Source organism: Streptomyces sp. NBC_00654, assembly GCF_026341775.1.
Classification (GTDB): Bacteria; Actinomycetota; Actinomycetes; order Streptomycetales; family Streptomycetaceae; genus Streptomyces.
Genome location: NZ_JAPEOB010000001.1, coordinates 1,014,064 through 1,038,397 on the forward strand (window position 1 = coordinate 1,014,064; position 24,334 = coordinate 1,038,397).

The following is a 24,334-nucleotide window of genomic DNA, read 5'->3' on the forward strand; positions in this document are numbered from 1 at the left end:
TCCCCCTAGTAATTAGGAAGTGCTTGTGCTGGGCGCTGCGGCCCGGCCACTGCGCTGCGGTCCCACGCTTCGGCTCTGTGCGCCGACTTTGGGCAGGCTGGCCGCGAGGTCATTGAGAGAGCCGTTCACGACGTACCAGGAAACGGTGAGCGTGTCGCGGTCGGGAGTATGTTCCTCGCGGAATTCACGTCGTGGGTGGACGAAATTGCGGTACTCACGAAGTGCCTGACTGAAGCGCTCCATGTCGATGTCGATCCAGCCCGCCCTGCGGCAGATATCAATGAGGTCTTTTAGGCCAATGAAATTGGCGTCCTTTTTGCCGAGCAAGGAAGCGTCGCGCTCATGAATCACCGTGAGCAGGACACCTTCGAGGAGGCTGCCCAGCATGATGATTGCCGCGACGTGGGCGCCGTTGGCGTAACAGGTGCGGGCTTCGTCCAGCCGGCGTTGGAGCAGCGCAGCCATACGTGGTTCACGGATGATCTCGGCCATCGTGGCCTTGAGCTCGACCGACGCCCGCTGACCCGGATGCGTCATGGCTGGGTCACAGACGACGATCCTGGGGCGACCACCTGGATTTTCCAAGCGAAAGCCCTCGTGTACGAGGAAGGCGTTGACCGCGTCGACGACCGCCGGGAGTACCTCGGGCTCGCCGAGGTACTCCCGCGCGTCTGCGAGCCTGACCAGCACCTTCTCCAGTTCAGTGGGGTTGTCACGGCGACCTGTGAGGAGCTGGAGCGTCCACTCGCCCCGGTATTCGCCGTCGTACTCGGGCACGTTGAGCCAGCCGGCGTTCTCCAGGAAGTGAGCGATCTCGAAGCCTCTGCGGTAGTAGAGCTGATCGTCGCCGCAGATGACGCGGGCCAACTCTTTCAGTGTGTTGCCATCGAGTGGGCCCAACATGGTTTCCTGTGTCATGCGGCTTCGTCCTCTGCGGTGTCGTCGTCGATGTGGCCGTCGGTCTGGTTGTCCCCGGTGCTGTCATCCGAGGCCAGGTCGAGTGGCTTCCACTCGGTTCGGGGGCCGGCTGTAGTGGAGGGCGTGTAATTGGCGGGCCGGATACCCTGCCGGTCGAGTTCCTCCCACAGGTCGTCGAGCGCGGCATCGGGGTCGAAGCGGAACTCGCTCTCTCGTACGCGCCAGAATTCCCAGCCCACACGCTTCAGCTCGCGGTCCCGCCGCTGGTCGTTCTCGATCTGGTCCCGCGTTGCGTAGTGGAAGGCATCGCCGTCGCACTCGACCGCGATGCGGCCACGGGCCCCGACGATCACCAGGTCGATGCGCTTGCTGCCGGCCGGGAACTGTGGGATCGCGTGGTAGCCCCGCTCTTTGATCTTCAGATACACCTGCTGCTCGAAGAGGGAGTCGAAGGGGGCCCGGCGGACATCCGGCAGCACTGGTCCGATGTCGTCGGCGGCATCCAACGCCGCGGGAGGGTTCTCCATGTACGACAGGAGGTTCAGCCGCAGGTCGTGAGGCTTGAGACGGTCCGGCGGAACCGAGTAGAAGAGCCACATTTGATCCTGGGCTCTACTGGCGGCGACGTTGTAGGCCTGCTGTTCGCTCTTGTGCCCGCCGACTGAGCGCGATGGGTTCGTCACCACCATGGACAGCAGGATGACGTGGCGCTCGTCGCCCTGGAACGACGCCGCGTTGCCGACGCGAATCCGGTGTCGCTCGCGAACGGTGGCCGGAAGCCGCTGCTCGATGAGGGCTTCCAGGAGCTTGATCTGGCCGAAGCCCTGGAGCACGATCACGCCCATGGTCTTGTCCTGGTAGGCGGGGTCCTCGGCCAGGCGGGCGAGGCAGTCGACGATCGCCTCGGCTTCCTTGGGGTTGTGGATACGGCTCTCGCGGCCCGTGACTGCGGCGCCCTCGACGAAGTGGGTGCGCAGCGGGTCCAGCCGTTCGGCGCCGTATTGCCGCAAGGGCAGGAGCTTGTTGTTGTAGAACGTGCTGGACGACCAGTTGATGATCTCCGGCACACAACGGAAGTGCTCTTCGAGGCGAATTACCTGCGGGAAGAAGGTGGACAGCAACTGGTACAGGTTGGTGTGCGGCATGTAGAGCTGGCGCAGCCGACTGGGCATGTCGGGCAGGTGAGCGGCCAGCTTGTCCTGGATAGCCTGGTGACGGCCTTTGCTAGTGAGGGAGGGCGCGCACTGCTTGTCGTCACCGACGACGATCACGCGGGGGGCCAACCACAGGAGGAACAGAGCGTCCATTCCCGCTTGACTGGCCTCGTCCACAATGACGACGTCGAAGGCGTCCCGCCTGACTTGCACCATCTCAGCGACCTGAGGGATGGGCATTACCCACGCTGGTACGGCATCCTGGGCCACCGACATCGCATCGCGTGCTGCGGCTCTGAAAAGGCCCGTGTTCTTCCCCTTGCCCTTTCCGACAGACGCCATGTGCGTCCGGTAGGCTTGGAGCGCAGAGCGCTGTTCCTGGGTCATCCGCTCCAAGCAGTGCAACCGGCCCCAAGTAGCTGCGAGTTCACCAGTCAGTTGCTCGAGACGGTCTTCGTGCTCCCCCAGTTCGCCTTCGAGCTTGCGCTCCAGGCCGGGTGTCCGCTGTTTCTCCAAGAACTGAGAAGCCTTCGCCCACGCCCATGCCCGTTCCAGGGAGCCCAGCCGACTCTCCCAGTCGGGATCGTCGGCGTTGTCCATGAGTTGGCTTGCGAGCCGAGAGTGGCTGGCGCGCAGGCTGACCAGCAGCTCGGCGCACCGACGTGTGCGATGCTCCCGCCCGTGCGCGGCGGCCAGTGCTTCCAGTGCCTCGGTATAAGCCTCCACGTCCTGGTCACGGAGAGCCTGCACCAGAGCCATGGACTCCGTGGCCGGCTGCTTACCGTCAACAGGGGTACGAAGGAGTTCATCCCACGTGGTCAACTGCGCTACCGCGTCGTCGGCGGCCTGTCGACCATGCAGCGCGGCGACACCGGCGTTGAAGTCCTGCCACGCTTGGCAGGAAGCGAGCGTCAGCCGTACACCGTGGTGTACGAGCAGTGCGTCGACGCGGTCTCGGGCTGAGCCAAACGCCTGTACGTGCTCAAGGCGCTCGGCGCGTGCCGTCAGTTCAGCCAACCGCACCTCCACGTCTCCCTGTGGGACCTCAGCATTCACCTGCTGCCACCGAGTGGCCGCGCCGACAAGCGTGGAGTGCGCCCGTAGGTGAGCCAGCACGGCGTCCAAGTCCTCGGTCGTCTGCGGCGAACGGCCGTCGACGGTGCAGGACTCCAGCAATTCACTGGCGTTCCTCTGGGCTTTGACCGGGAACCGGGACCGCAGAGTCTTGCCCGAGGACAGGTACTCCCGGAGCGCGATGCCAGTGGCAGTCAGTTGGCCGGCTTCTTCGGCAGTCAGGTCTTGGGGCACGTGTACCAAGCGCAGGCCCAGCGCATTCACGTCCCGCGAGACCTTGCTGATGTCGTCCGTGACGGCTACCACCCGCTGCCACAACCCGAGACCGGATCGGGAGAGCCGGTCTGTCAGTGCCCGGGTGACCCAGGCGCCGGAATCCCAGAGTGTGGCGTCGGCGGGCATCCCGAGGTGATGCAGCGCGGTCTCGCCAGCATCGAGCAGCGCGGACAGCTCGGAGGTTACGGATGCGTTGAGCTGGGCGACCGCGTTCCGGATCCTGACGGCCTCTACGGAGAGCCCGTCATCGCTCAGGCGGCTGGCGCTGAAGACGTCCGCGATCTGCCGGGGCGAGGGGAGCTTGTCAGGGGCGGGGAGCGCACCTCCCGGACGGGGCATACCCACGCCGTCGCGCAGCAGGACGAGCAGCTCATGAGCCTGCTCGGAGGTTAGCGGAGGAGCACCCTCTGAGGTCTCGGGAAGACGTCCGATCCATCCGAACTTGTCGGTTCCGGAGTTGATTCGCTCCACGATCTCCGCGAGCGTTCCTGCGTATCCCGGTGCCACACTCCGATGCCGGTACTCCGTCTCCCGAAGCGAGATCACTTGTTCTGTGAGTACACCGATCCGCCCTCGTACCTCGTCCCGTTCACCAGTAAGGCGGCGGATCTCGGCGTGTAGTTCGTCGGGACTGCTGGTGGCGACCTGGTCGGTGAGCGCGTTGATGGTGCGCTCCAACTCGTCCTCGCCCTCGTAGCGAGTGGAGCTGAGTAGCAGTACGCACAGGTCCCTTACAGATGACGGCAGTTTGTCCCGCAGTACGGTGAGCGGCTGATCACGAGCGCTGGTGACGAGTACGCGCTGGCCCTGCGCGAGTAACGCGGAGACCAGGTTGGCGATCGTGTGAGTCTTGCCCGTCCCAGGCGGTCCCTGGACCACCACGCCCGTGTCGTGCTCCAGGCGCCCCAGCACACTGCGCTGCTGAGCGTTCGTCTTGCCCGGGAAGAGAGGGTCGTCACCGAAGAGGGGCCCCCTCTGGGCGCCATCCCAGTTGGCGCGGTCGGCGGTCTCGATCGTCATCGCCATCTGGGCCAGGCCGAGCGGCGCCCGGCCCTCCGAGGCCACCGCTTCTGAGATCTGGTCGTAGAACCGCAGAAGGGAGTTGAGGTTGCGTGGGCGCATGACCAGGGCGGGCGCGTAGGTGAGACGTGCCCCCTGTTCAGGCGCGCGGGGTGGTTCCCACGCTGCGCTGAAGCCCATGGGACGCGTGGTGGCCCGCTCCTGCCACTGTGCGAGTTGCTCAAGCGCCTCCGGGCCGAGCGGATTCATTCCGCGGGCTGTGATTTCCTCCGAGAGAGCGGCCCCCCCCGCTCGCGCACCCACCCGTCTTCACTGTCCAGGAAGTCCTGGTCTTCAAGGCGCAGGGCGCTCTCCGACGAGAGGCGTACCGTCAGCCTCGCCGTGCGGCGATCAACTGATGTCTCCACACGATGGGTGAAAAGATGGCGGTGTACTGCAGCACCATCTGAGTCCTCCCAGGTCAAAAGGCCCACTCCCAGGACAAGCTCCGTCTGGTCGTCCTCCCGGGCCAGCCTCTGGTGCCACGCGTACATCCGGTCGTACAGCTCGCGGAGTGGGCGTTCCTCGCGCTCTCTCGCAGCCCACCGACGCCAGCGATCCAGCCATGTCCCGTAGGCCCGTAGCACGTCACCGGCCTCTTCGCGGCGCCGGGTTTCCTCCGGCGGTGGCCCCCACTCGTCTGCGACGGGCACCAGCCCGACTGTCGGCCCCTCTTCTGCAAGAGGCGGATCACCCTCGTCGGGGTCCAGGCAGAACGTTGGCTCGACCCAGCCGTCGAGCGAGTCTGGAAGTTCCGGCGGTGCACTTTGGGGTACGTGGTCGAGTGACAGCAGAACTCCGTCAGGGCGTTGCGTGGGCTTACGGATGCTCTCCGGCAACGTGGCCAGCCACATGCGCTCACGGCTGCGGTCGTCGCGCTGCCGCCGGTGACTGCTGTGGACCATGTCTCGCAGAAAGTTGATCAATCCTGCTGTCTGCCCGATGGCATCAGGATCGTGTGCGTGACGTCGCGGAACGTTCACCGTTCTCCTTCTTGGCCGCTGACGAACGCTCCAGAATGAGGGTCCCTTGAGGTCGGAGCAACGGACTCTGGGCATGATGGCCGGATCCGCGCCGTGGCCCCGGTGCTACCGTCAACGGCGCCTGAGAGGTTGGTCGCGCCGGTGTCGATTGGCCCGGCGAATCTCGCGTGAAGGGACTCTCTGAGGGCGCTCTTGCGCAGGTGGGAGAGGGTGCCGGGAGAACCCCGATCGCTGGTATCCGTGGGCCGGGAGATCTCGAGTGCACCGCATCGGCCACACCGCCCGACTGCTACTTTCGGCGACTGATCGGTTACTAATTGTGGCGCGATTCGAGTGTCAGGACGGACGTCGGGCGCACTCCACAACAATTGCCGATGCCGATGCCGATGCCGATGCCGATGCCGATGCCGATGCCGTTGGGCGGGGCAGGCGGACGGACGCGCCCTGCTCTCGTCGCAAAGCTGTGAGCGTGCAGGTGGGAACCCGTAGCCTGATACCAGCAGTCAGACGACGGCCTGATCAAGCGGAGGCGATGCCGATGACCACAGCCCCCAACGGTGCACCTCACTCGCCACCGCCCCCGTCGTCGCACCCGCTGCGGACCATCCGTGACATCCGGGAGTCCCTGCCGGAGGATCAACGACGGCACTTCGACGCCGAACTCGCCGACACGGAGATCGAGGCGCTGCCCGAGATGCTGTTGCGCTGGGTGACGCTGAGCAACGATGGTTTTGAGGAATTCCTGCTTTCCCGGCCCTTCGAGGGGCTGGAGTTCGGTGCCCGCTCCTATGATGATCCGACGGGCGCCGAATGATCTACCTGTTCGACACCAATGTCGTTGCCGAGCTCACGACCCGGGCGAAGCCCGACCCGCGCGCGATGGCCTGGTTTCGGTCCACGGCCAGGCCCAACCGTTTCCTGAGCGTGATCACTGTGGCCGAGATCGAGGCGGGGGTGGCCGCCGCCCCGGATCTCGTACGACAGGCCCGTTACGCCCAAGCCCTAGCTGCGGTACGGCACGAATTCCATGAGCGCATCGCGCCGATCGGCGAACCGGAAGCGGCCGCCTATCTCGGCATTCACAAGACGCTCAAGGCCGCCGGTACCAGCATTGATCCGCCGGACGCGCTGATCGCTGCTACGGCCCTGGCCAACGGCTGGACGGTAGCCACCCGCAACATCAAGCACATGGCCCGAACCGGGGCTCTGGTGGTCAACCCGTGGGAGCAGCACATGTAGGTGGCGGCAGCGCCTGGGGCGACACAGGACGTGTCTTCACCCGCGAGAACGGATAACTGCTCCCCCGTTATGTTTTTCGCGGTCCTGCAATGGGGCCGCTGGCCTCCGGGCCCGGTATGACTGTGTCCCCTCTGTCGAACGGATGACCTGGGGGGTGGTGTCGCCGGGCCTGGGGGTGCCGTCGGAGACGCTGATGAGAGACCCGGCCACCGCCCGGTCCGGCGCAATGCCGGGCAGAGACGTGGGCGGCAGGTCTGCATAACGTGGATGCGCGAGCACGGTGCCACTGCCGAGGCCGGCACGGTCAACGACCTGGAGAGGGTGCGATGTTCGACACCGAAGGCGTGGGCGTCTTCCTCGGGATGGACGTCGGCAAGACCGCCCATCACGGTCACGGGCTCACCCCAGCCGGGAAGAAGGTCTTCGACAAGCCGATGCCCAACAGCGAACCCAAGCTGCGGGCCGTCTTCGACAAGCTCAAAGCCAAGTTCGGCACTGTGCTGGTGATCGTGGACCAGCCCGCGTCCATCGGTGCCCTGCCGCTGACCGTCGCCCGCGACGCGGGCTGCGAGGTCGCTTACCTGCCCGGACTCGCGATGCGCCGAATCGCTGATCTGTATCCGGGCGAGGCGAAAACGGACGCGAAGGACGCGGCGGTGATCGCGGACGCGGCCCGGACGATGCCTCACACCCTGCGTTCGCTTGAGCTGACCGACGAGATCACCGCCGAGCTCACGGTCCTGACCGGTTTCGACCAGGACCTCGCAGCCGAGGCCACCCGGACCTCCAACCGGATACGCGGCCTGCTCACCCAGTTCCACCCCAGCCTCGAGCGCGTGCTGGGGCCCCGGTTGGACCACCGGGCCGTCACCTGGCTGCTGGAACGCCACGGATCTCCGGCCGCCCTGCGGAAAGCAGGCCGCCGCAGACTCGTCGAGCTGATCCGGCCCAAGGCCCCGCGGATGGCGCAGAGGCTGATCGACGAGGTCTTCGACGCTCTCGACGAGCAGACCGTCGTTGTTCCCGGCACGGGCACCCTCGACATCGTGATCCCGTCGCTGGCCGCCTCGCTCGCCGCGGTCCATGACCAGCGCCGGGCACTGGAAGCCCAGATCAGCACCCTGCTGGAGGCCCACCCTCTTCATCCGGTCCTGACCTCGATGCCCGGAGTCGGAGTCAGGACCGCCGCCGTCCTTCTGGTCACCGTCGGCGACGGCACCGGCTTCCCCAGCGCCGCCCACCTCGCCTCTTACGCCGGCCTCGCCCCGACGACAAAATCGTCGGGGACCTCGATCCACGGCGAACACGCACCCAGAGGCGGAAACCGGCAGCTCAAACGCGCCATGTTCCTCTCCGCATTCGCCTGCATGAACGCCGACCCGGCCTCGCGCACCTACTACGACCGGCAACGCGCCCGCGGCAAAACCCACACCCAAGCCCTCCTCCGCCTCGCCCGTCAACGCATCAGTGTCCTCTTCGCCATGCTCCGGGACGGCACCTTCTACGAGTCTCGAACCCCCACCGTCACCCTCGCCGCATAACCATCCCAAACAGCCTCATACCCGGCGCCACATCCTTGACGAACGACATAGAGACACCCCCCGCCAACGCCCATACGGCGGTTCATCGGGCTGTGAGAGGAAGCCGGCCTCCCGCTGATTCGCCTCCACGACCCTCGTCACGGTGCCGCGATCCAGATCGCGCGGTCGAGGTCGGCCTGAAGGATGCTCAGGAGATGCTCGGCCATTCCTCGATGCCGGAGGATGCTGATCCGGTGGGCGAGATTTGGGAGATCAACTCCCCGCCCGCTCACGCAAACGGCCCCGGACGACGAGTCCGAGGCCGAATAGAACCCCTCCCTGGGGGAGAAACCCCAGGTCGGAGAGGTAACGCGTTGTGCCCCCGGCAGGATTCGAACCTGCGACACCCGCTTTAGGAGAGCGGTGCTCTATCCCCTGAGCTACGAAGGCGGGGCGGAGCCGTGCGTGGAACGTGGTGGAAGGCCTCGGTGCGAGTCTGCCTGGTTCCGGCAAGGTCCTGGGCCACCTTTGACAGCGGCCCTGGCCAGCTTAGCGGATGAGAGGGCGGGGCGGTGTTGGGGTTTGGGGGGCGGGGTGCGGGGGTGCTGTCGGGTACTGCGGGGGTGTTCACGCCCCCGATGGGTCCCAGGCCGCTTCTGCGTCCTGGCCGCCCCAGCCGTCGGGGGTTCGCCACAGGACCCGGACGTTGAAGATGTCGCGGACCGTGTCGGCCGACCAGTCCTCGGCGGGCTGTTCGCAGAGGACCAGGTAGAGGGTGGTGGCCGGGGTGGGGAGGGTGTGGTTGATCTCCAGGAGGCGGGTCGCTCCGGAGCGGAGGTCCTGGTAGGTGGAGCGGCCGGCGCCCAGGACCTCGTAGACGGACAGGCCCTGGTCAGTGACGCAGCTGACGTCGACGATCTCGGAGTCGGAGGGCTGGATGTCGGACCAGAGCAGGGCCGACTTCAGGGCGTGGCGCACCGCTTCGTGCTTCCTGCACGTGCGGTCGGTGGCCGCCGCGGTCTCCAGTGCGCGCAGGAAGCCCGCCCTTGTGGCGGTGGGCGGTGAGGTGGGGGCTTCTGCGGCGGTGGTCACGGGGGTGGTTTCCTTCGGCTCGGGCTGCTGCGTCGGGGTGGCGGGGGCCGGGGCGGTGGCGGGGGTGGACTCGGGGGGCGGTGGTGGGGTGGTGAGCCTCGTCCGGAGCGTCTGCTGTGCCGCGTGCAGGGCCTGGGCCCAGCCGGAGTCGGCCAGCTCGTGACGGAGCCGGCCGATGTCCGGTGTGCCGTCCTTGAGCGCGCGGTTGGCGCCTGCCGCGAGGTCGCGGAGCACGCCCAGCCGGTGCCGGTCGGGGGAGCCGAGTACGCGTCGTACGTCCACCCAGTCCGCCTGGTCCCGGCGCAGGACGCGGTTGGCCATGCCCTGGAGCTCGGACAGACGGCCGCGGGCGTCCGGGGGGATGTCCGCGTCAGGGGTGAGCAGTTCGTCGAGGACGGTGAGCGCCGCCACGTACCGTTCCGCCATCCTGGGCGAGATGGGCAGGCGGCCGCGCTGGTCGGCGGTGAGCACGCTCTGGTTGGTCTCGTTGGCGAAGACCCAGCAGTCCAGTTCATCGCCCGGACGCGGGGGAGCCGAGCCGTGCCGGACGGTGAGGAACAGGGGGCGGGTGGCGGCGGTGGACAGTGCCTTGACCTTGTAGCGGCCGCCCGGCCCGGGGCCCAGGACCCGCACCCGGATGTCGGTTCCGATCTCGGGGACGTCGCCCGGTGCCGTACCGGACTCCGGTTCCGCCGAGGACGGTTCCCCGGTGCCGTCGGTGTTCGTGAGGATCTCCGGGAGCGGTGAGGTGTGCAGCACGGTCAGGCTCTGCGTGCTGCGCGTGAGGGCGATGTAGAGCCGGCGCGGTCCCGCCGGGCCGGTATCGGCGATGTCGGCGGGCTCGACGACCAGGACATGGTCGTACTCCATGCCCTTGGCCTGGGCGGCGGCCAGGACGGACACCGCGTTGCGGCTCCGGTCCGTGAGGCCGGGGTGCTCGTCGAGCCGGCCGCTGATCGCGTCGAGCCACGGCGAGCCGTCGGGGACGATGACGGCCACGGACCGCGGGTTCTGCCCGTCGCTGGTGCCCACCAGGTGGATCACCCGGGCGACGGTGTCGTCGAGGAGCTGTTCCGGTTCGGTCGCCAGGGTACGTACGGCGTCCTCGCCGGCCTCCCGTACAGCCCTCGGATACGGCAGCCCCGGCGCGACCGCACGGGCGAGCGGCGCGACGAACTCCATGATCTCCGCGGGCACCCGGTAGCTGGTGTTCAGCTCGGCGACGCGCCAGTCCCCGTGGTCGGACAGGACGGTGCCCAGGCCGTCCCAACTGGTGTGGGTGTGGGGGCCGGTGGCCTGGGCGAGGTCGCCGAGGACCGTCATGGAGCCGTTGACCGCACAGCGGCGGCGCAGCGCGCGGGCCTGCATGGGCGTGAGGTCCTGGGCCTCGTCCACGACGATGTGCCCGTAGCGCAGCGGTGTCTCACCGGCGATGAGATGGCGGAGCTCCTCCAGGCAGACATGGTCGTCCACGGTCCAGGGATCGGCGTCGGCGGAGGCGGCCCGGGGGCGGTGCAGGGCGGCCTGTTCCTCGTCGTCGAGGATGCCTTCGGCGCAGGTACGGAGAAGTCCGGGCGAGTCGTAGAGGCCGCGCAACGCCTCCCGGGCGCCCGGCGACGGCCAGATGCGGTCGACGAGCCGTTCGACCCGTCGATTGCGTTCCAGGTCGCGGCGGATCGTGCCGCCCTGTCCGCGCCGGGGGGCGATGGCGGCGAGTTCCTGGAGGAGGCGGTCGACGAACAGGCTCCGGAAGCGTTCGCGGCGCTCCCGGTAGGCGCCGTCGCCGCCGCGGGCGTCGTCGAGGAGCCCGATCACCTCGGACCGCGGTACGCGCAGTGTCGTACTTCCGGCGTTGACGACGATCGCGGGTTCGTCGCCTTCGAAGGAGGGGGCGGTGGTGAGGTCGTCGAGGACCTCGGGGCGGCAGTCGCCCTCGACCCGGCGCCGCAGGACGGCCGCCATCCGCTCGTCGGACTTCACCTCACGGGCCCGTGGGGTGTCGGTGCCGAGGATCTCGCCCACCCAGAGCCGGTCCAGCTGGACGGCGTTGACGTCGCGCGTGCCGAGCGTGGGCAGAACCTGGCCGACATAGTCCAGGAACCGCTGGTGCGGTCCGATGACCAGGATGTCCTGGGCCTTGAAGTGCTCGTTGTTGACGAGCCAGGTGACCCGGTGCAGACCGACCGCGGACTTGCCGGTGCCCGGCCCGCCCTGCACGACCAGGATGTCGGCGGGCGAGCCCGTGACCAGGTCCATCTGGTCACGGCGGATGGTCTCGACGATGTCCCGCATACGGCCGCCGCGCGAGCGCTGGAGCTCCCGCAGCAGGAAGTCGTCCGGCTGGAGCGGCTTACGGCGCTGGACGCGGGCGACATCCCCGGGCGTGCTGGGGGACGGCGGGGCGGCGGACCCGGGGGCGGCGACGGCGGCCCGGGGGAGCGCGGTCCCGTCTGCCGCGCCGTCGCCGTCCGCAGGGGAGTCGTCCGCAGGCGAGTCGTCCGCGAGCGGGGAGCCGTCCGGGGGCGTGTCCTCCGCCGCCCGCCTCGGCTCCGGGACGGTCGTGGGGCGAGGGGCCGTACGAGGAGTGGTGGGCGCGGGAGCCGCCGGTGCGATGTCGTCGAAGTAGTCCTCCACGATGCGCCGCACGCACCGCAACTGCCGCCGCAGGACCACCTCCCCGGGCGCCTTGGGCCTCGCCTCGGACCACTTCTTCGCCAACGGGCTGGTCCACAGCAGGACCACCGGGTCGTTCGCGGCGTCGCGCACGCCCCGCCGCCCGATGTACCAGGGGCGCGGTTCGCCGCCGGGCTCCTCCGGGGCGTCGACACGGGAGAAGACCAGCGCCTCGTCGCCCAGTCCGCCGTACGCCTCGGCGCGCGCCTCCGCGTCCTGCCGGATGGCCACGCTGTCCTTGCCGCTCGCCGACGCCGTGGCGGCCGATGCCCCCGTCATCTCGGACAGCCGCGTGGCGTAGCAGTCGTACGCGTGGTCCACCGCCTTCTGCTCGACGGCGATGACCTCGTCGCGTGTGGTGGTGCTCATGTACATCCTCCCCTGCGGCGCCCGCGAGGCGCCGCTGCGGGACTGCGCCCGTCCCCGCGGAAACAACTATCAGAAACCGGCCGGTGACGAACAGTCAGTGGGCCGGTTCCCGGTCAGGGCCCCGTCGGATGCGTGGTCCTCGTCCGTCAGACCGTTCGCGGCGCCGCTTCCGCCGAAGGGTGGTCCGCCGAAGGGTGGTCCGCCGAAGGGTGGTCCGCCGAAGGGTGGTCCGCCGCGAGGTGGTCCTCCGTGGCGTCGGGGTCCGTCAGCCGGTTCAGCCGGGCCGGTACGTCGAAGCCGACCAGGAGCGCCACGATCACCGTGCCCGCGAACGTCAGTACCGCCAGCGCCTGCCCCAGGTCCATCCCCGAGGCCAGATGCGCGCCGAGGACCGGGGCGACGGCTCCGCCCAGTGCCCCCACGTTGTACGTGAAGCCGAGTGCCGCGCCCCTGCTCTCCGGCGGGAAGTGGCCGCCGATGTAGCGCGGCAGCAGACCGGAGATGCCGAAGCCGGTGGCCTGGAGCACGAAGAGCAGGATGCCGAGCAGCAGCAGGTTGTCCCGTACGGCGAAGACCGGGAACACGAAGGCGAGGGAGGCCACGAGCGTCAGCGCGTACGCCTTCCCTGCGCCGATCCGGTCACCGAGGAATCCCGCCGCCCAGCAGCCGGCCATGGTGCCGAATCCCGCGAAGTAGAGGACATCGGTGACCTGGTCGGTGGTGTAGCCCAGGTCGTCCTTGAGGTACGTGGGCAGCAGCGCCTGGATCGGCCAGGAGTACAGGAACGCGAAGAACAGCGTCGTGATCATCGACACGTACAGCAGCCACCCGCGTCTGCCGCCCAGCTGGACCGCGAAGGCGGCGAGCGCGAGCCCGGCGGTCACGGAGAGCACGGGCACCAGCCCCGTGCCGCCCGGGGTGAAGATCAGGAAGAGTGAGGCGCTCGCGGCGACACCGAGGACCGTGTTGAGCGTGGCCCGGCCGCGTGTCGCGAAGAGCGGCCGGAACGGGTTGGGCCTGGCACCCTTCGCCCCGACCGACTCCGCCCACTCCGCCGCCTCCGGCAGTGCCCGCCGCATCCACAGCGCGACGGCGATGGGCAGCAGGCCCAGATAGAACATCCAGCGCCAGCCGAGCGAGGGCACCACCCACTCGTAGACCTGCGCCGCGAGCACCGACCCCACGGAGAAGCCCGAGATCAGGAAGCCGCTGGCCCGGCTGCGAACCCTGGCGGGCCAGCTTTCCATGACGTACGTGGCGCTGGCGCTGTACTCCCCGGCCATCCCCATGCCGATGGCGAGCCGGGCGGCGAAGAGGCTGTGGTAGTTCCAGGCGAACCCGCAGGCGAAGGTGCCGAGCGAGTAGAGCAGGATGCTCAGCACCATGGAGAGCTTGCGGCCGTACCGGTCGCCGAGGGCGCCGAGCACCGCGCCGCCCAGCCAGCGGGTGATGAACGCGCCGGAGACCAGGCCGGCCGCCTGCACCGTACTCAGCCCGAACTCGTCGCTGATCTCGGTCAGTACGAGGGTGATCAGCACGAAGTCGAAACCGTCGAGGACGTAGCCGATCCAGGCGGCGAAGAAGGACTTCCACTGGGTGCGGCTCACCTCGCGGTACCAGGGGAGCGTGGGGAGCGCCGGGGAAGTCGGCGGTGTCGGGGTCTGCACGATGACTCCAGGATGCGGGAGGGCCGTTCGCCTGTGAACGGCCGTCCCACGTGTGGGGCGGGCCGGGGCCGGGCCGGGGCCGGGCCGGGGGTGGGTCAGGGGCGGAGGCCCGCCACGAAGCGGGCGGTCAGCGCGGTCGGCGCGGTGATGGCGGTGCCCACGACGACACTGTGGGCGCCGCGGGTCAGGGCCTCGGCGGCTTCCTCCGGGGTGCTGATACGGCCTTCGGCGACGACGGGCACCTCGATCGCGGCGGCGAGCGCGGCCACCAGGTCCAGGTCGGGGCCGGTCTGCCTCGGGGGGCCGGGAACGTAGCCCGAGAGCGTCGTGGAGACGAAGTCCGCCCCCTGGGCGGCCGCGGTGATGCCCTCGGCCAGGGTGGAGACATCGGCCATGACCAGGGCCCCGGCAGCGTGGACGGCCGCGACCAGTTCGGCGAAGGCCGATCCGTCGGGGCGCGGCCGGTCGGTGGCGTCGGCGGCGACCACCGCGGCACCGGCCTCCACCATCGCGAGCGCGTGGCGGACGGTCGGCGTGATGTAGACGCCGGTGTCGCCGTCCTTCCACAGACCGATGACCGGGAGGCCGACGGCCGCCACGATCGCGGCGACGACCTCCGGCTCATTGGCACGGATCGCCGATCCCCCACCGGCGACGGTCGCCCGTGCCAGCCGCACCAGCGTGGCGGTCTCCCGCATCGGATCGCCGGGCGGTGCCTGGCAGGACACGATCAGCCTGCCCCGGAGCGCGTCGGCCAGCCGGGCGGCGGGAGAAGCGGCGGAGGAAGGGGCAGGGGAAGGGGCGGCGGGCGAGACCGTGGCGGAGGCGGGGGCGGAGACCGTGGCGGAGGCGGAGGCGGAGGAGGTGTCGTCGGCCGCGGAGGCGTAGGCGGCCTACCCGCCGGCTGCCGGTCGTTCGTGCGGCGTGCTCATCGGAGGGCTCCCGGGGGGTGGAGGGGAAGTGTGGTGGTGAGAGCGGCGGCGCCGAGCACAGCCGCGTCGTGGCCGAACAGCGGGGCCGCCGGGGTCAGCCCGCGCAGCGGGGGCATCAGTTCGGCGGTGAAGGCGGCGGCCAGGGCGTCGCCGTACAGCGGGCCGATCCGGGGGACGCCGCCGCCGACGACGACCCGGTCCGGGCCGAGCGCGTTGGCGAGCCCGCCGAGCACCTGGCCGACAGCGGCGGCGCCGGTGGTGATCGCGCGTACGGCGTCGGCGTCACCCCGCGCGGCCCTGGCGGCGACGGTCTCCAGCCGGTCCACGGACGTACCGGCGAGCCGCTCGTAGCGGGCGGTGATGCCGGGTCCCGAGGCGATGACCTCCAGATGCCCGGTGGAACCGCAGGTGCAGGGCAGTCCGGCCGCCTCCGGACTCGGCAGGTGGCCGAGGTGCCCGGCCATCCCGGAGGCGCCGTGGAGCATCCGCCCGTCGACGGCGACGGCGCCGCCCACTCCCGTACCGACGGCCGCGAACAGCAGCGATCAGTGCTCCCCGTCCAGCGCGGCGAGTTCGGGTCCGGCCGTGGCGCGTACGTCGTTGTCGCAGGCCACCGGCAGCCCCGTACGGTCGGCGAGCCCGGCCCCCAGCGCGGTGCCCGCCCAGCCGCGGATGGAGTCGGTGGCGCTGGTGACCATGCCGGTACGGGGGTCGACGACCCCGGCCGCGGCGATTCCGAGCGCCGTGGCCGACCCGTCCGGGTCCACGCTCGCGACGGCCGCCGCCAGCGCGTCGAGCACGGCGGCGGAACCGTCCCGGGCCGGGGTGGGGCGGGTGTGCCGGGCCAGTACGGTGCCGTCGCGTCCGAGGAGCGCGGCGGCGATCTTCGTACCGCCGAGATCGAGGCCGATCACGGCGGTGCCGGTGCCGTGCCGACGCGGGCGGAGGCGGAGGCGGGCAGGGTTCCGGTGCTCATCGGACCTGCGGCAGGCCTGCGGCGCGCAGCCGGCGCGCGACCAGGACGACCGACTCGGCGGACAGCTGGATCTGCGGGAACGCGGTGTCGCCGCACTCGATGACGCCGAGCAGCCGCAGCGCGGCCTTGAACGAACCGAGCGCGGAGGAGCTGCGGCCCATGTCGGCCTCCGGGCCCACATCGACCATGGCGAACAGCTCGACGAGCCGCTCCTGTTCCTTCGCGGCCAGCGCCCAGTCGCCGGCCCGCGCCGCCTCGTACAGCCGTACATAGCCGGCCGGGTCCACATTGCCGATTCCCGGTACGACTCCGTCGGCCCCGGCCAGCAGGGCCGCGTCCACGGTGAGTTCGGACCCGGTCAGCACGCTGAACCGGGGTGCCGGGCCCTCCTCGCGGCCGCCCCGCCCGCCCAGTTCGACGATCAGCCGGCGCAGCCCGCCCTCGTCCCCGCTGCTGTCCTTCAGCCCCGCGAGCGTGCCGTCCTCGGCCAGTTCGCGCACGAGCGCGCCGGAGAGCTTGGAGTGCACGGCGACCGGGATGTCGTACGCGAACAGCGGCAGGTCGACCGTGGCGCGCAGCCGCCGGAAGTGCCCGGCGATCTCCTTGCCGTGGGTGCGGGTGTAGAACGGCGCGGTCGCCACGAGCGCGTCCGCGCCCAGGCTCTCGGCGGACTTCGCGTGTGCGGTGACCCGTGCGGTCGTGGTGTCGATGACCCCCGCCAGCACCGGAACCCGGCCGTCGGCCACATTGACCACGGTCTCCAGCACCGTGGCGCGCTGCTCGTCGGTGAGGTAGGCGACCTCGCTCGTCGAACCGAGGGCGAACAGTCCGTGCACGCCCCCGTCGATCAGGTGCTCCACGAGCCGTCCGAGGGACGCGGTGTCGATTTCCCCGCGGGAGTCGAGCGGAGTGCAGACCGGCGGGACGATGCCGCGCAACGGTGCGGTCAGAGACATGGTGAGGGACTCCAGCTTGGTCGATGCACCGGTCCGTGGCGCCGGGGCGGCCGTCGGACCGAGACACAAGACGTAAGATGTCCTATGTCCGGCTTACCTTAAACAGATGCTCCTGCGACCGGTCAAGGGGCAATCGCACCTCAGGAGTACGTTGTGGCCCGCCCCACCACGGCCAAGCACATCGAGCGTCGGATCAAGGAGCTGATCCTGGAGCGCAGGCTCGCCCCCGGCGACGCGCTGCCCACCGAGAGCGAGTTGATGGACCTCTTCGAGGTCGGCCGGGTCTCGGTGCGCGAGGCTCTCAAGTCGCTCCAGGCCATGAATGTGGTCGAGATCCGGCGCGGCTTCGGCACCTTCGTCGGCTCGCTCTCCCTGGAGCCGTTCGTCGAGGGGCTCGCCTTCCGCGCCGCCGTCCGGTACCGGCAGGGGCAGCCCGGTCTGCTGGAACTGATGAAGGTGCGGGAGGCACTTGAGGCGGGGCTGGTCGGTGCGGTCACCGCAGGTATCCCCGATGAGGACCTCGACGTGCTGCGCGGCCTGGTCGCCGAGATGGAGACCGAGGCCCTCAGCGGCCGGGTGGCGCGTTCCACCGACCGCGCCTTCCACCTCGCGCTCTACGCGTCGCTGGACAACCACCTGCTCAGCGAGGTGCTCGACGCGTTCTGGGCGGCCATGGACCGGGTGCGCGAAGACCTCGACGACAGCCACCAGGACCCCGCCGTCACCTGTGCCCAGCACCGGGAGATCGTCGAGGCGGTCGCGGCGGCAGACGGTGAACGCGCCGTACGGGCCATGCGCACCCACTTCGACGGCATCCGCACCCGCCTGGAACCGGCCGGTCCGCAGACTGCCGGACGCTGACCGGGCGTTCCGTGAGCCGCCGGAATCCGACGGGCGTTCCGTGAGCCGCCGGACGCTGACCGGGCGTTGCGCGAGCCGCCGGACGCTGACCGGGCGTTGCGCGAGCCGCCGGACGCTGACCGGGCGTTGCGCGAGCCGCCGGAGTCCGACCGGTCAGAGCCCGCGGGCAGCCGGACTCGAACCCGTCGAGTCCGGCTGCCCGGCCCGCCCCTGCCGCCCCGGGGTGAAGGTGACCGCCCTCCCGGGGCGCGGCGCCCTACGGGGTGACGGTCACTGTCGCGCTGCCCGAGGCCTGCTTGCCGTTCGCCCGGTACGTCGCGGTGAGCTTGACGCCGCCCGACGCGCCCGCCGCGACGGTGACGGGAACCTTGATGTTGGCGCCCTGGCCCGGGTTGAGCGCCGGGATGGCGGCCCGGCTCGTCGTCCAGCCGCCGGGCACCGTGAGATCGATGGTGCCCGCGTCGCGGCGTACGTCCATCCGGTTGACCACCCGGACGACCACTTCCGCGCCGCTGCCCGCCTTCAGGGTGGCGGGCGGGGTGATGGTGATGTCGGCACAGGTGCCGCCGAGCCACTTCAGGTCGAACGACGAGTAGGTGATGTGCTGGTAGTCGGCGCGCTCGTAGAGCAGTCCGACGCGTCCGCCGGGCAGCTGATCCTGCCGTCGGAGAGCTCGACGGTCTTGTTCTCGTCGCCGCCGGGCCCGACCAGGTTGCCCATTCTCCAAGTCTCGCCGTGGTCGTCGCTGTAGGCGCTGACCGCGTAGTTGGCACCGTTGTTCCGGATGGCGTACTGCTGGAGCAGCCGGCCCTCGTACGCGCCCGCGCGGAGCTGGATGCGCTCGCCGACGGACGCGAACATGCCTGCCCAGGCAGGGTACTTGTTCTGCTGGGTGATACGGCGGTGGGTCCACGTCACACCGTCGTCGTCCGAGTAGCTGTATCCGTCAAGGGTTCCGGCAGAGGCTGCCGGGCCGGCTGTGGAGTGACTGCCGGGCCGGCAGCGGGTCAGCTCTGGTGGTCCTCGCGGGCGCGGGCCTCGGAGATCCGGCACCTGACCGGGGCGTAGTGCTCGCTCAGCGAGGTGATGAACGCGGGAATGTCCCCGGCCCGTGCCGCGTCCACGATGTTCTGATGGGCGGCGACCGTCGCCGTCTCGTCGGCGTGCGTGAATCCGTTCAGGTGCGGCGCGACGATCGCGTACACGTCCCAGAAGGCCATCGAGAGCTGGCCGATCAGATTGTTGCCGAGCGGCGCGACGAGCAGCGCGTGGAAGGCCCGGTCGGCCTCCACGAAGCCGGTCCCGTCCCGGGCGTCGGTCTCACGCATGGTGGCGACCAGGCCGTCCAGCGCGTCGAGCTGCTCCGGGGCGAGCAGGGACACGATCCGGTCGGCCATCCCGCGCTCGAAGAGTTCGCGTACGTCGACGAGGTCGGCCAGGACCTGGACATCGTCGTCCGGGGAGAGCAGCCCGCGAAAGGTCAGGCTCTCCACCAGCGCGGACAGGCTCAGCCTGCCGACGTAGGTGCCGTGTCCGTGGCGCACCTCGACGATGTCCAGGGCGTTGAGGATCTTGACCGCCTCGCGGACGCTGGAGCGGCTGGCGCCGAGCGCCTCGCACAGGGCGGGCTCGGTGGGCAGCGAGTCTCCGGGGCGCAGCTTCTCCTCAAGGATGTAGCGCTTGATGCCGTCGACGACTTCCTGCCGGAGCAGCTGTCTGCCGGGCCTCGTACCGGACATATGTGAACTCCCCACCTCTTGACCCCTCTCGATTGTCAAGCTACGTTCCAACGCTATCAAGGCATCAGACATCTGACGTCTCATGCTTCTTCAGCTGGAAATGATCCCCGCGATCGTGTCTCGGCTCCGTGTTCCGCCCTCCGTCCCACCTTCACCTTCCTGGAGGACCCGTGCCCGAGCTGAGATCAGCCGGTGTGGAGCGCCGCACCTCGTGCTGATCGCCATGGCGCTGTCCCGCAGCCCGCGTCTGCTGATCGCGGACGAGCCGACCACCGCCCTCGACGTCACCGTCCAGGCCCAGGTCGTGGAACTCCTCGTCCGGCTGCGCGAGGAACTCGGCTTCGCCATGGTCCTGGTCTCCCACGACCTGGCCCTGGTCGGTGATCTCTCGCACCGGGTCGCGGTGATGTACGCGGGCCGCCTCGCCGAGATCGGCGCCACCCGCTCCGTACTCACCGACCCCACCCACCACTACAGCCGCGGCCTCCTCGGCTCGGTCGTCTCCCTGGAGGCGGGCGCCGAACGGCTGCACCAGATCCGCGGGGTCGTCCCGGCGCCCCAGGGCTTCGGCGAGGGCTGCCGGTTCGCCTCGCGCTGCGGCGAGGCCACCGAACTGTGCCGCACCGCCACCCCGGAACTCACCGCACGCGGCAGTGCGGACGACCACGGCTTCGCCTGCCACCACCCGGCGACGTCCGCCGCACAGCTGGAAGGGAGCGCCCTGTGATCAGGCTCGACGGCGTTCACGTACGCCACAAGGCACGCAGCGGAGGCGTCTTCCGCCGGGACGCCGTGCACGCCCTCACCGACGCCACCCTGGAGATCGAGCGCGGCGAGATCGTCGGCCTGGTCGGTGAGTCCGGCTGCGGCAAGTCCACCCTCGCCAGGGTCCTGACCGGGCTGCAGAAGCCCACCGAGGGCCGGGTCGGCTTCCGCGGCCGCGATCTGTGGGAGATGTCGGCGGCCGAGCGCCGCGACGACTTCGGGTCCGCGGTCGGCGTCGTCTTCCAGGACCCCTCCACCGCCCTCAACCCACGGCTCACGGTCCGCCGGATCCTGCGTGACCCGCTGGATGTGCACGGACGCGGCACCCGCACCTCCCGCGAGGCCCGGGTCGAGGAACTCCTCGACCTGGTCGGCCTGCCCGGCCACACCCTCGCCGCGCTGCCCGGCCGGCTCTCCGGCGGCCAGCGCCAGCGGGTGGCCATCGCCCGCGCGCTGGCCCTCGAACCGGAACTGATCGTCGCCGACGAGCCGACCTCCGCGCTCGACGTCTCCTTACGCGCCCAGGTCCTCAACCTCCTCGTCGACCTGCGCGAACGCCTCGGCCTCGGCATGGTGTTCATCTCGCACGACATCCAGACCGTGCGGTACCTCGCCGACCGCATCGCCGTCCTCTACCTCGGCCGCATCGTCGAGGAGGGCCGGGCCGCCGATGTCGCGGGCGCCCCGGCGCACCCGTACACCGAGGCCCTGCTCTCGGCGACGCCCAGCCTGCTGGAGACCACCGAGCGGATCGTGCTGACCGGCCCCGTGCCGTCGGCCACCAACCCGCCGTCCGGCTGCCCGTTCCGCACCCGCTGCTGGAAGGCGGACGACGAGTGCGCCACGGTCTTCCCGGCCGTCACCTCCGGGCCTGACGAACACCGCTGGCACTGCGTCCACCCCCAGAACCCCGCGTCCCTCACCGGGGACCCGACCCCCGTACCGTCCGCAAGGAGCACCGCATGACCGCCCGAACTTCCCAGTACTCCGGCGTGATCCCGCCCGTCGTCACCCCGCTCACGGCGGACGGGGACATCGACCGGGCCTCCCTGGAGCGGGTGGTCGGCCATCTCCTCGACGGAGGTGTCAGCGGCCTCTTCGCCCTGGGCAGCTCCGGCGAGACCGCGTACCTGACGCCGTCGCGGCAGGACGAGGTCATCACGGTGATCACCGGTGCGGCGGCGGGCCAGGTCCCCGTCATCGTCGGGGCCATCGAGACGACCACCAACCGCCATCGAGCGGGCCCGCGCCGCGGCCGGACTCGGAGCCGACGCGGTGGTCGCCACCGCACCCTTCTACACCCGGACCCACGCCGACGAGATCGACCGTCACTTCCGGGACATCGCGGCCGCGGTCGATCTGCCGCTGCTCGCGTACGACGTACCGGTCTGCGTCCACAGCAAGCTCGACCCGGAACTGCTGCTGCCGCTCGCCGCCGATCGCGTGATCGCCGGGGTGAAGGACTCCAGCGGCGACGACGGCTCGTTCCGCCGACTGGCCCTCGGAGCCCGCGAGCTGCCGGGCTTCTCCCTGCTCACCGGCCATGATCTGGTGGTCGACGCGATGATGCTCAGCGGCGCCGACGGCTCGGTCCCGGGCCTGGGCAATGTGGACCCGCACGGCTATGTGCGGCTGCACGAGGCGGCGGTACGGGGCGACTGGGTGACGGCGAGGGCCGAACAGGACCGGCTCGTCGCGCTGTTCGACATCATCCGCGCGGCCCGCCCCGGCACCGCGTCGGCCACGGCCGCCGGCCTCGGCGCGTTCAAGACGGCCCTGATGCTGCGCGGCATCATCGCGACGAACGTGATGAGCCCGCCGATGCGCCCCCTGGACACCGAGGAGACGGCGACGATCGCCGCCTGCCTGGACCGCGCGGGCCTGGACCGCGCCTGCCTGGACCGGGTGTGAGGACACACCGGGTGTGAGGGCACACCGGGTGTGAGGGCACACCGGGTGTGAGGGCACACCGGGTGTGAGGGCACACCGGGTGTGAGGGCACACCGGGTGTGAGGGCACACCGGGTGTGAGGACGGACCGGGTGTGAGGACGGACCGGGTGTGAGGACGGACCGGGTGTGAGGACGGACCGGGTGTGAGGACGGACCGGGTGTGAGGACGGACCGGGTGTGAGGACACACCGGGTGTGAGGACACACCAGGTGCGAGGACGGACGCCAGGTGCGAGGACAAGAGGGGCGTCCCGTGCGACGTCCCTCAGCCCGGCCGGGGCTCCCTTGACGGCACCGGGGCTCGGGCATAGCGTCGCCCGGATACTGAGCAAGCGCTTGGAGAGGCAGCCCGTGCCGCACACCGACCCGATGCCTGCCCCGGACCCGGTCGGGCCCGCCCCCGCGGACCCCGGAGCCACCGCTCGAATCGAGGCCTCCCTCACCGCGCCCGGCGCTCCCTTCGCGGTGACGCGTGCCGAACACGGGCCGCTGGTCTACGTGGACGGGCCGCGCACGCTCCGCGAGTTCGTGGAGACCACCTGGGCGTACGGCGACCGGCCGTTCCTGATCGCCGACGAACGCCGGTACTCCTACGGCGAGTTCTTCGCCGCGGCCTCCGCCCTCGCGTGCAGGCTCAGCGGGACGTACGGGCTGCGCCCCGGCGACCGGGCCGTCGTCGCGATGCGCAACCACCCCGAGTGGCAGATCGCGTTCTGGGCCGTGCAGCTGGCCGGACTGGTCGCCGTACCGCTCAACGCCTGGTGGACCGAGGAGGAGTTCGCGTACGCCCTCGACGACTGCGAACCGCGTGTGCTCCTGGTCGACGGGGAGCGGTTGCCCAGGGTGGCGGGCTGGGCGGGGAGGGCCGGGGCGCGCGTGGTGCTGTTCCATGGCGGGCCGCCCGCCGGGGGCGCCGATGCGGCGCGTGTGGAGCGGTACGAGGACCTTCCCGCCCCCGACCCGATGGCCGCGCCGCCCGACGTGGAGGTCCGGCCCGAGGACGACGCCACGATCATCTACACCTCCGGCACCACCGGGCGTCCCAAGGGAGCCGTCGCCACCCATCTCGCCCAGGCCGGAGCCGCCCTGAACCCGCGCTATCACGCCGCGGCCTCCGCGCTGGGGCGCGGGGTCCTCCCGGGGCAGGGGCCCGCGCCGGTCTCGCTGATGACGTTCCCGTTCTTCCACGTCGCCGCGTTCACCGCTTTCTACGCGGCGATGGCGGCGGGAGGCTCGCTCGTCCTGATGCGCAAGTGGGACGTGCCCGAGGCGCTCCGGCTGATCCGCGAGCACGGCGTCACGCACTACGCCGGAGTCCCGGCCACCGCGCTCCAGCTGCTCGCCGCCGCCTCCGAGGGGGCGGACGAGGGGCTGGAGAGCCTGGCGATGCTCAACACGGGCGGCGCCGCCGCTCCGCCGGACCTGGTGGCCCGGCTCACCGCCCGGTACGGCGAGCGGATCGAGCCCCGCAACGGCTACGGCCTCACCGAGACGAGCGGCGGCGTCCTGGCGAACTTCGGCGCCGAGTACCGGGCCCACCCGGACAGCGTCGGCCGCCCGACCCCGACCACCGAGGTACGGATCGCCGGGCCGCGGGGCGAGGCGCTGCCGGACGGCGAGGCCGGAGAGCTGTGGCTGCGCGGCCAGGCGCTGGTCCGGGGCTACTGGCGCGACGAGGAGGCGACCGCCGCGGCGTTCACCGACGGCTGGTTCCGTACGGGCGACCTCGCCGTGCTGCGGGAGGGCCGGATCAGCATCGTCGACCGGATCAAGGACATGGTGATCCGGGGCGGCGAGAACGTGTACTGCATCGAGGTCGAGGCCACTCTGCACGACCACCCCGATGTCGAGGACGCGGCCGTGCTCGGGGTGGAGCACCCCGTGCTGGGGGAGGAGGTCGCGGCCGTCGTCCGGCTGCGTACCGGTGCGGCGGTCACGGCGGACGGGCTGCGGGAGCACGTCGGGCGGCATCTGGCCGCGTTCAAGGTGCCGGCCCATGTCCTGTTCACCGATGAGCCGCTGCCCCGCAACGCGACCGGGAAGATCCTCAAGCGGGAACTGCGCGGCCCGGTCCGCGACCGGGTGCAGGAGCAGGAGCAGGAGCAGGAGCAGGCGTAAGGGCCAAGGGCCA

The 24,334-nt window shown here is 70.4% G+C and carries 15 protein-coding genes, 1 tRNA gene and 4 pseudogenes; 9 read left to right on the forward strand and 11 right to left on the reverse strand.

The features are described 5' to 3' along the window. Window positions 1-12: 12 nt before the first annotated feature. From OHA98_RS04390 to OHA98_RS04400, 3 genes are read right to left on the reverse strand one after another with little or no spacing between them, the layout of a single operon-like run. The gene (locus OHA98_RS04390; protein ID WP_266922779.1) at window positions 13-918 is read right to left on the reverse strand and encodes a hypothetical protein; all 906 of its coding nucleotides are present in this window, start codon (window positions 916-918) and stop codon (window positions 13-15) included. Next, complete coding sequence (locus OHA98_RS04395; protein WP_266922780.1) at window positions 915-4,691, reverse strand: AAA domain-containing protein; 3,777 nt, start codon at window positions 4,689-4,691, stop codon at window positions 915-917. Before OHA98_RS04395 ends, OHA98_RS04390 begins: the two co-directional genes overlap by 4 nt. Continuing rightward, entirely contained in the window at window positions 4,688-5,407 is a 720-nt protein-coding gene (locus tag OHA98_RS04400; protein ID WP_266922781.1) for a hypothetical protein, read from the reverse strand. Before OHA98_RS04400 ends, OHA98_RS04395 begins: the two co-directional genes overlap by 4 nt. A gap of 595 nt (window positions 5,408-6,002) precedes the next feature. Between OHA98_RS04400 and OHA98_RS04405 the strand changes: the two genes are divergently transcribed. The 3 genes from OHA98_RS04405 (at window position 6,003) to OHA98_RS04415 (ending at window position 8,244) form a co-directional block, all read left to right on the forward strand. Beyond that, the gene (locus OHA98_RS04405; RefSeq protein WP_266922782.1) at window positions 6,003-6,278 is read left to right on the forward strand and encodes a hypothetical protein; all 276 of its coding nucleotides are present in this window, start codon (window positions 6,003-6,005) and stop codon (window positions 6,276-6,278) included. Then, entirely contained in the window at window positions 6,275-6,703 is a 429-nt protein-coding gene (locus tag OHA98_RS04410) for a type II toxin-antitoxin system VapC family toxin (RefSeq protein ID WP_266922783.1), read from the forward strand. The genes OHA98_RS04405 and OHA98_RS04410 overlap by 4 nt, the downstream gene beginning before the upstream one ends. A gap of 326 nt (window positions 6,704-7,029) precedes the next feature. After that, entirely contained in the window at window positions 7,030-8,244 is a 1,215-nt protein-coding gene (locus tag OHA98_RS04415; RefSeq protein WP_266922784.1) for an IS110 family transposase, read from the forward strand. Between the two features lie 356 nt (window positions 8,245-8,600). Here the strand turns inward: OHA98_RS04415 and OHA98_RS04420 are convergent. The 4 genes from OHA98_RS04420 to OHA98_RS04435 all read right to left on the reverse strand — a co-directional run bounded on the left by OHA98_RS04420 (window position 8,601) and on the right by OHA98_RS04435 (window position 14,782). Then, a tRNA-Arg gene (locus tag OHA98_RS04420) sits at window positions 8,601-8,673 on the reverse strand. Between the two features lie 177 nt (window positions 8,674-8,850). Next, window positions 8,851-12,357, reverse strand: a complete 3,507-nt coding sequence (locus OHA98_RS04425) for an AAA family ATPase (protein ID WP_266922785.1) — start codon at window positions 12,355-12,357, stop codon at window positions 8,851-8,853. Between the two features lie 146 nt (window positions 12,358-12,503). Continuing rightward, the gene (locus OHA98_RS04430; RefSeq protein WP_266922786.1) at window positions 12,504-14,024 is read right to left on the reverse strand and encodes a sialate:H+ symport family MFS transporter; all 1,521 of its coding nucleotides are present in this window, start codon (window positions 14,022-14,024) and stop codon (window positions 12,504-12,506) included. A gap of 95 nt (window positions 14,025-14,119) precedes the next feature. Further along, complete coding sequence (locus OHA98_RS04435; protein WP_266927708.1) at window positions 14,120-14,782, reverse strand: N-acetylmannosamine-6-phosphate 2-epimerase; 663 nt, start codon at window positions 14,780-14,782, stop codon at window positions 14,120-14,122. On the opposite strand from OHA98_RS04435, the gene OHA98_RS04440 reads away from it, so the two are divergent. Further along, window positions 14,706-14,912 carry a hypothetical protein gene (locus OHA98_RS04440; protein WP_266922787.1) on the forward strand — a complete coding sequence of 69 codons (207 nt, stop codon included), beginning with the start codon at window positions 14,706-14,708 and terminating at the stop codon, window positions 14,910-14,912. The two genes, OHA98_RS04435 and OHA98_RS04440, sit on opposite strands and share 77 nt — an antisense overlap. A 40-nt stretch (window positions 14,913-14,952) precedes the next feature. Here the strand turns inward: OHA98_RS04440 and OHA98_RS04445 are convergent. Beyond that, window positions 14,953-15,870, reverse strand: a pseudogene (locus OHA98_RS04445) (ROK family protein). A 58-nt stretch (window positions 15,871-15,928) separates the two neighbouring features. Further along, window positions 15,929-16,888: a dihydrodipicolinate synthase family protein gene (locus OHA98_RS04450; protein WP_266922788.1), complete on the reverse strand. Its 960-nt coding sequence runs from the start codon at window positions 16,886-16,888 to the stop codon at window positions 15,929-15,931. Window positions 16,889-17,041: 153 nt separating this feature from the next. Between OHA98_RS04450 and OHA98_RS04455 the strand changes: the two genes are divergently transcribed. Then, window positions 17,042-17,749 (forward strand): FadR/GntR family transcriptional regulator, encoded by a 708-nt coding sequence (locus OHA98_RS04455; RefSeq protein ID WP_266922789.1) that lies wholly within the window; start codon window positions 17,042-17,044, stop codon window positions 17,747-17,749. A 256-nt stretch (window positions 17,750-18,005) separates the two neighbouring features. Here OHA98_RS04455 and OHA98_RS04460 read toward each other — a convergent pair. Together OHA98_RS04460 and OHA98_RS04465 are read right to left on the reverse strand one after the other, a co-directional pair. Continuing rightward, window positions 18,006-18,691: pseudogene (locus OHA98_RS04460) on the reverse strand (NEW3 domain-containing protein); the annotation flags it as partial. A 65-nt stretch (window positions 18,692-18,756) separates the two neighbouring features. Further along, complete coding sequence (locus OHA98_RS04465; protein ID WP_266922790.1) at window positions 18,757-19,488, reverse strand: FadR/GntR family transcriptional regulator; 732 nt, start codon at window positions 19,486-19,488, stop codon at window positions 18,757-18,759. A 211-nt stretch (window positions 19,489-19,699) separates the two neighbouring features. Here OHA98_RS04465 and OHA98_RS04470 point away from each other — a divergent pair. The 4 genes and pseudogenes from OHA98_RS04470 to OHA98_RS04485 all read left to right on the forward strand — a co-directional run. Then, window positions 19,700-20,215: pseudogene (locus OHA98_RS04470) on the forward strand (oligopeptide/dipeptide ABC transporter ATP-binding protein); the annotation flags it as partial. Beyond that, complete coding sequence (locus OHA98_RS04475; RefSeq protein WP_266922791.1) at window positions 20,212-21,219, forward strand: ABC transporter ATP-binding protein; 1,008 nt, start codon at window positions 20,212-20,214, stop codon at window positions 21,217-21,219. The pseudogene OHA98_RS04470 and the gene OHA98_RS04475, both read left to right, overlap by 4 nt. Next, window positions 21,216-22,164, forward strand: a pseudogene (locus OHA98_RS04480) (dihydrodipicolinate synthase family protein). The gene OHA98_RS04475 and the pseudogene OHA98_RS04480 overlap by 4 nt, the downstream one beginning before the upstream one ends. Before the next feature lie 408 nt (window positions 22,165-22,572). Then, on the forward strand, window positions 22,573-24,321 hold the full coding sequence (locus OHA98_RS04485) for a class I adenylate-forming enzyme family protein (protein ID WP_266927710.1): 1,749 nt from the start codon (window positions 22,573-22,575) through the stop codon (window positions 24,319-24,321). The last annotated feature ends 13 nt before the right edge of the window (window positions 24,322-24,334 follow it).

Excerpts from the sequence above, each read along its gene's own strand:
- OHA98_RS04410 (WP_266922783.1), top strand. The coding sequence starts at position 6,275 with ATGATCTACCTGTTCGACACCAATGTCGTTGCCGAGCTCACGACCCGG.
- OHA98_RS04405 (WP_266922782.1), top strand. The coding sequence starts at position 6,003 with ATGACCACAGCCCCCAACGGTGCACCTCACTCGCCACCGCCCCCGTCG.
- OHA98_RS04450 (WP_266922788.1), bottom strand. The coding sequence starts at position 16,888 with ATGTCTCTGACCGCACCGTTGCGCGGCATCGTCCCGCCGGTCTGCACT.
- OHA98_RS04390 (WP_266922779.1), bottom strand. The coding sequence starts at position 918 with ATGACACAGGAAACCATGTTGGGCCCACTCGATGGCAACACACTGAAA.
- OHA98_RS04425 (WP_266922785.1), bottom strand. The coding sequence starts at position 12,357 with ATGAGCACCACCACACGCGACGAGGTCATCGCCGTCGAGCAGAAGGCG.
- OHA98_RS04485 (WP_266927710.1), top strand. The coding sequence starts at position 22,573 with ATGCCTGCCCCGGACCCGGTCGGGCCCGCCCCCGCGGACCCCGGAGCC.
- OHA98_RS04415 (WP_266922784.1), top strand. The coding sequence starts at position 7,030 with ATGTTCGACACCGAAGGCGTGGGCGTCTTCCTCGGGATGGACGTCGGC.
- OHA98_RS04395 (WP_266922780.1), bottom strand. The coding sequence starts at position 4,691 with ATGAATCCGCTCGGCCCGGAGGCGCTTGAGCAACTCGCACAGTGGCAG.
- OHA98_RS04465 (WP_266922790.1), bottom strand. The coding sequence starts at position 19,488 with ATGTCCGGTACGAGGCCCGGCAGACAGCTGCTCCGGCAGGAAGTCGTC.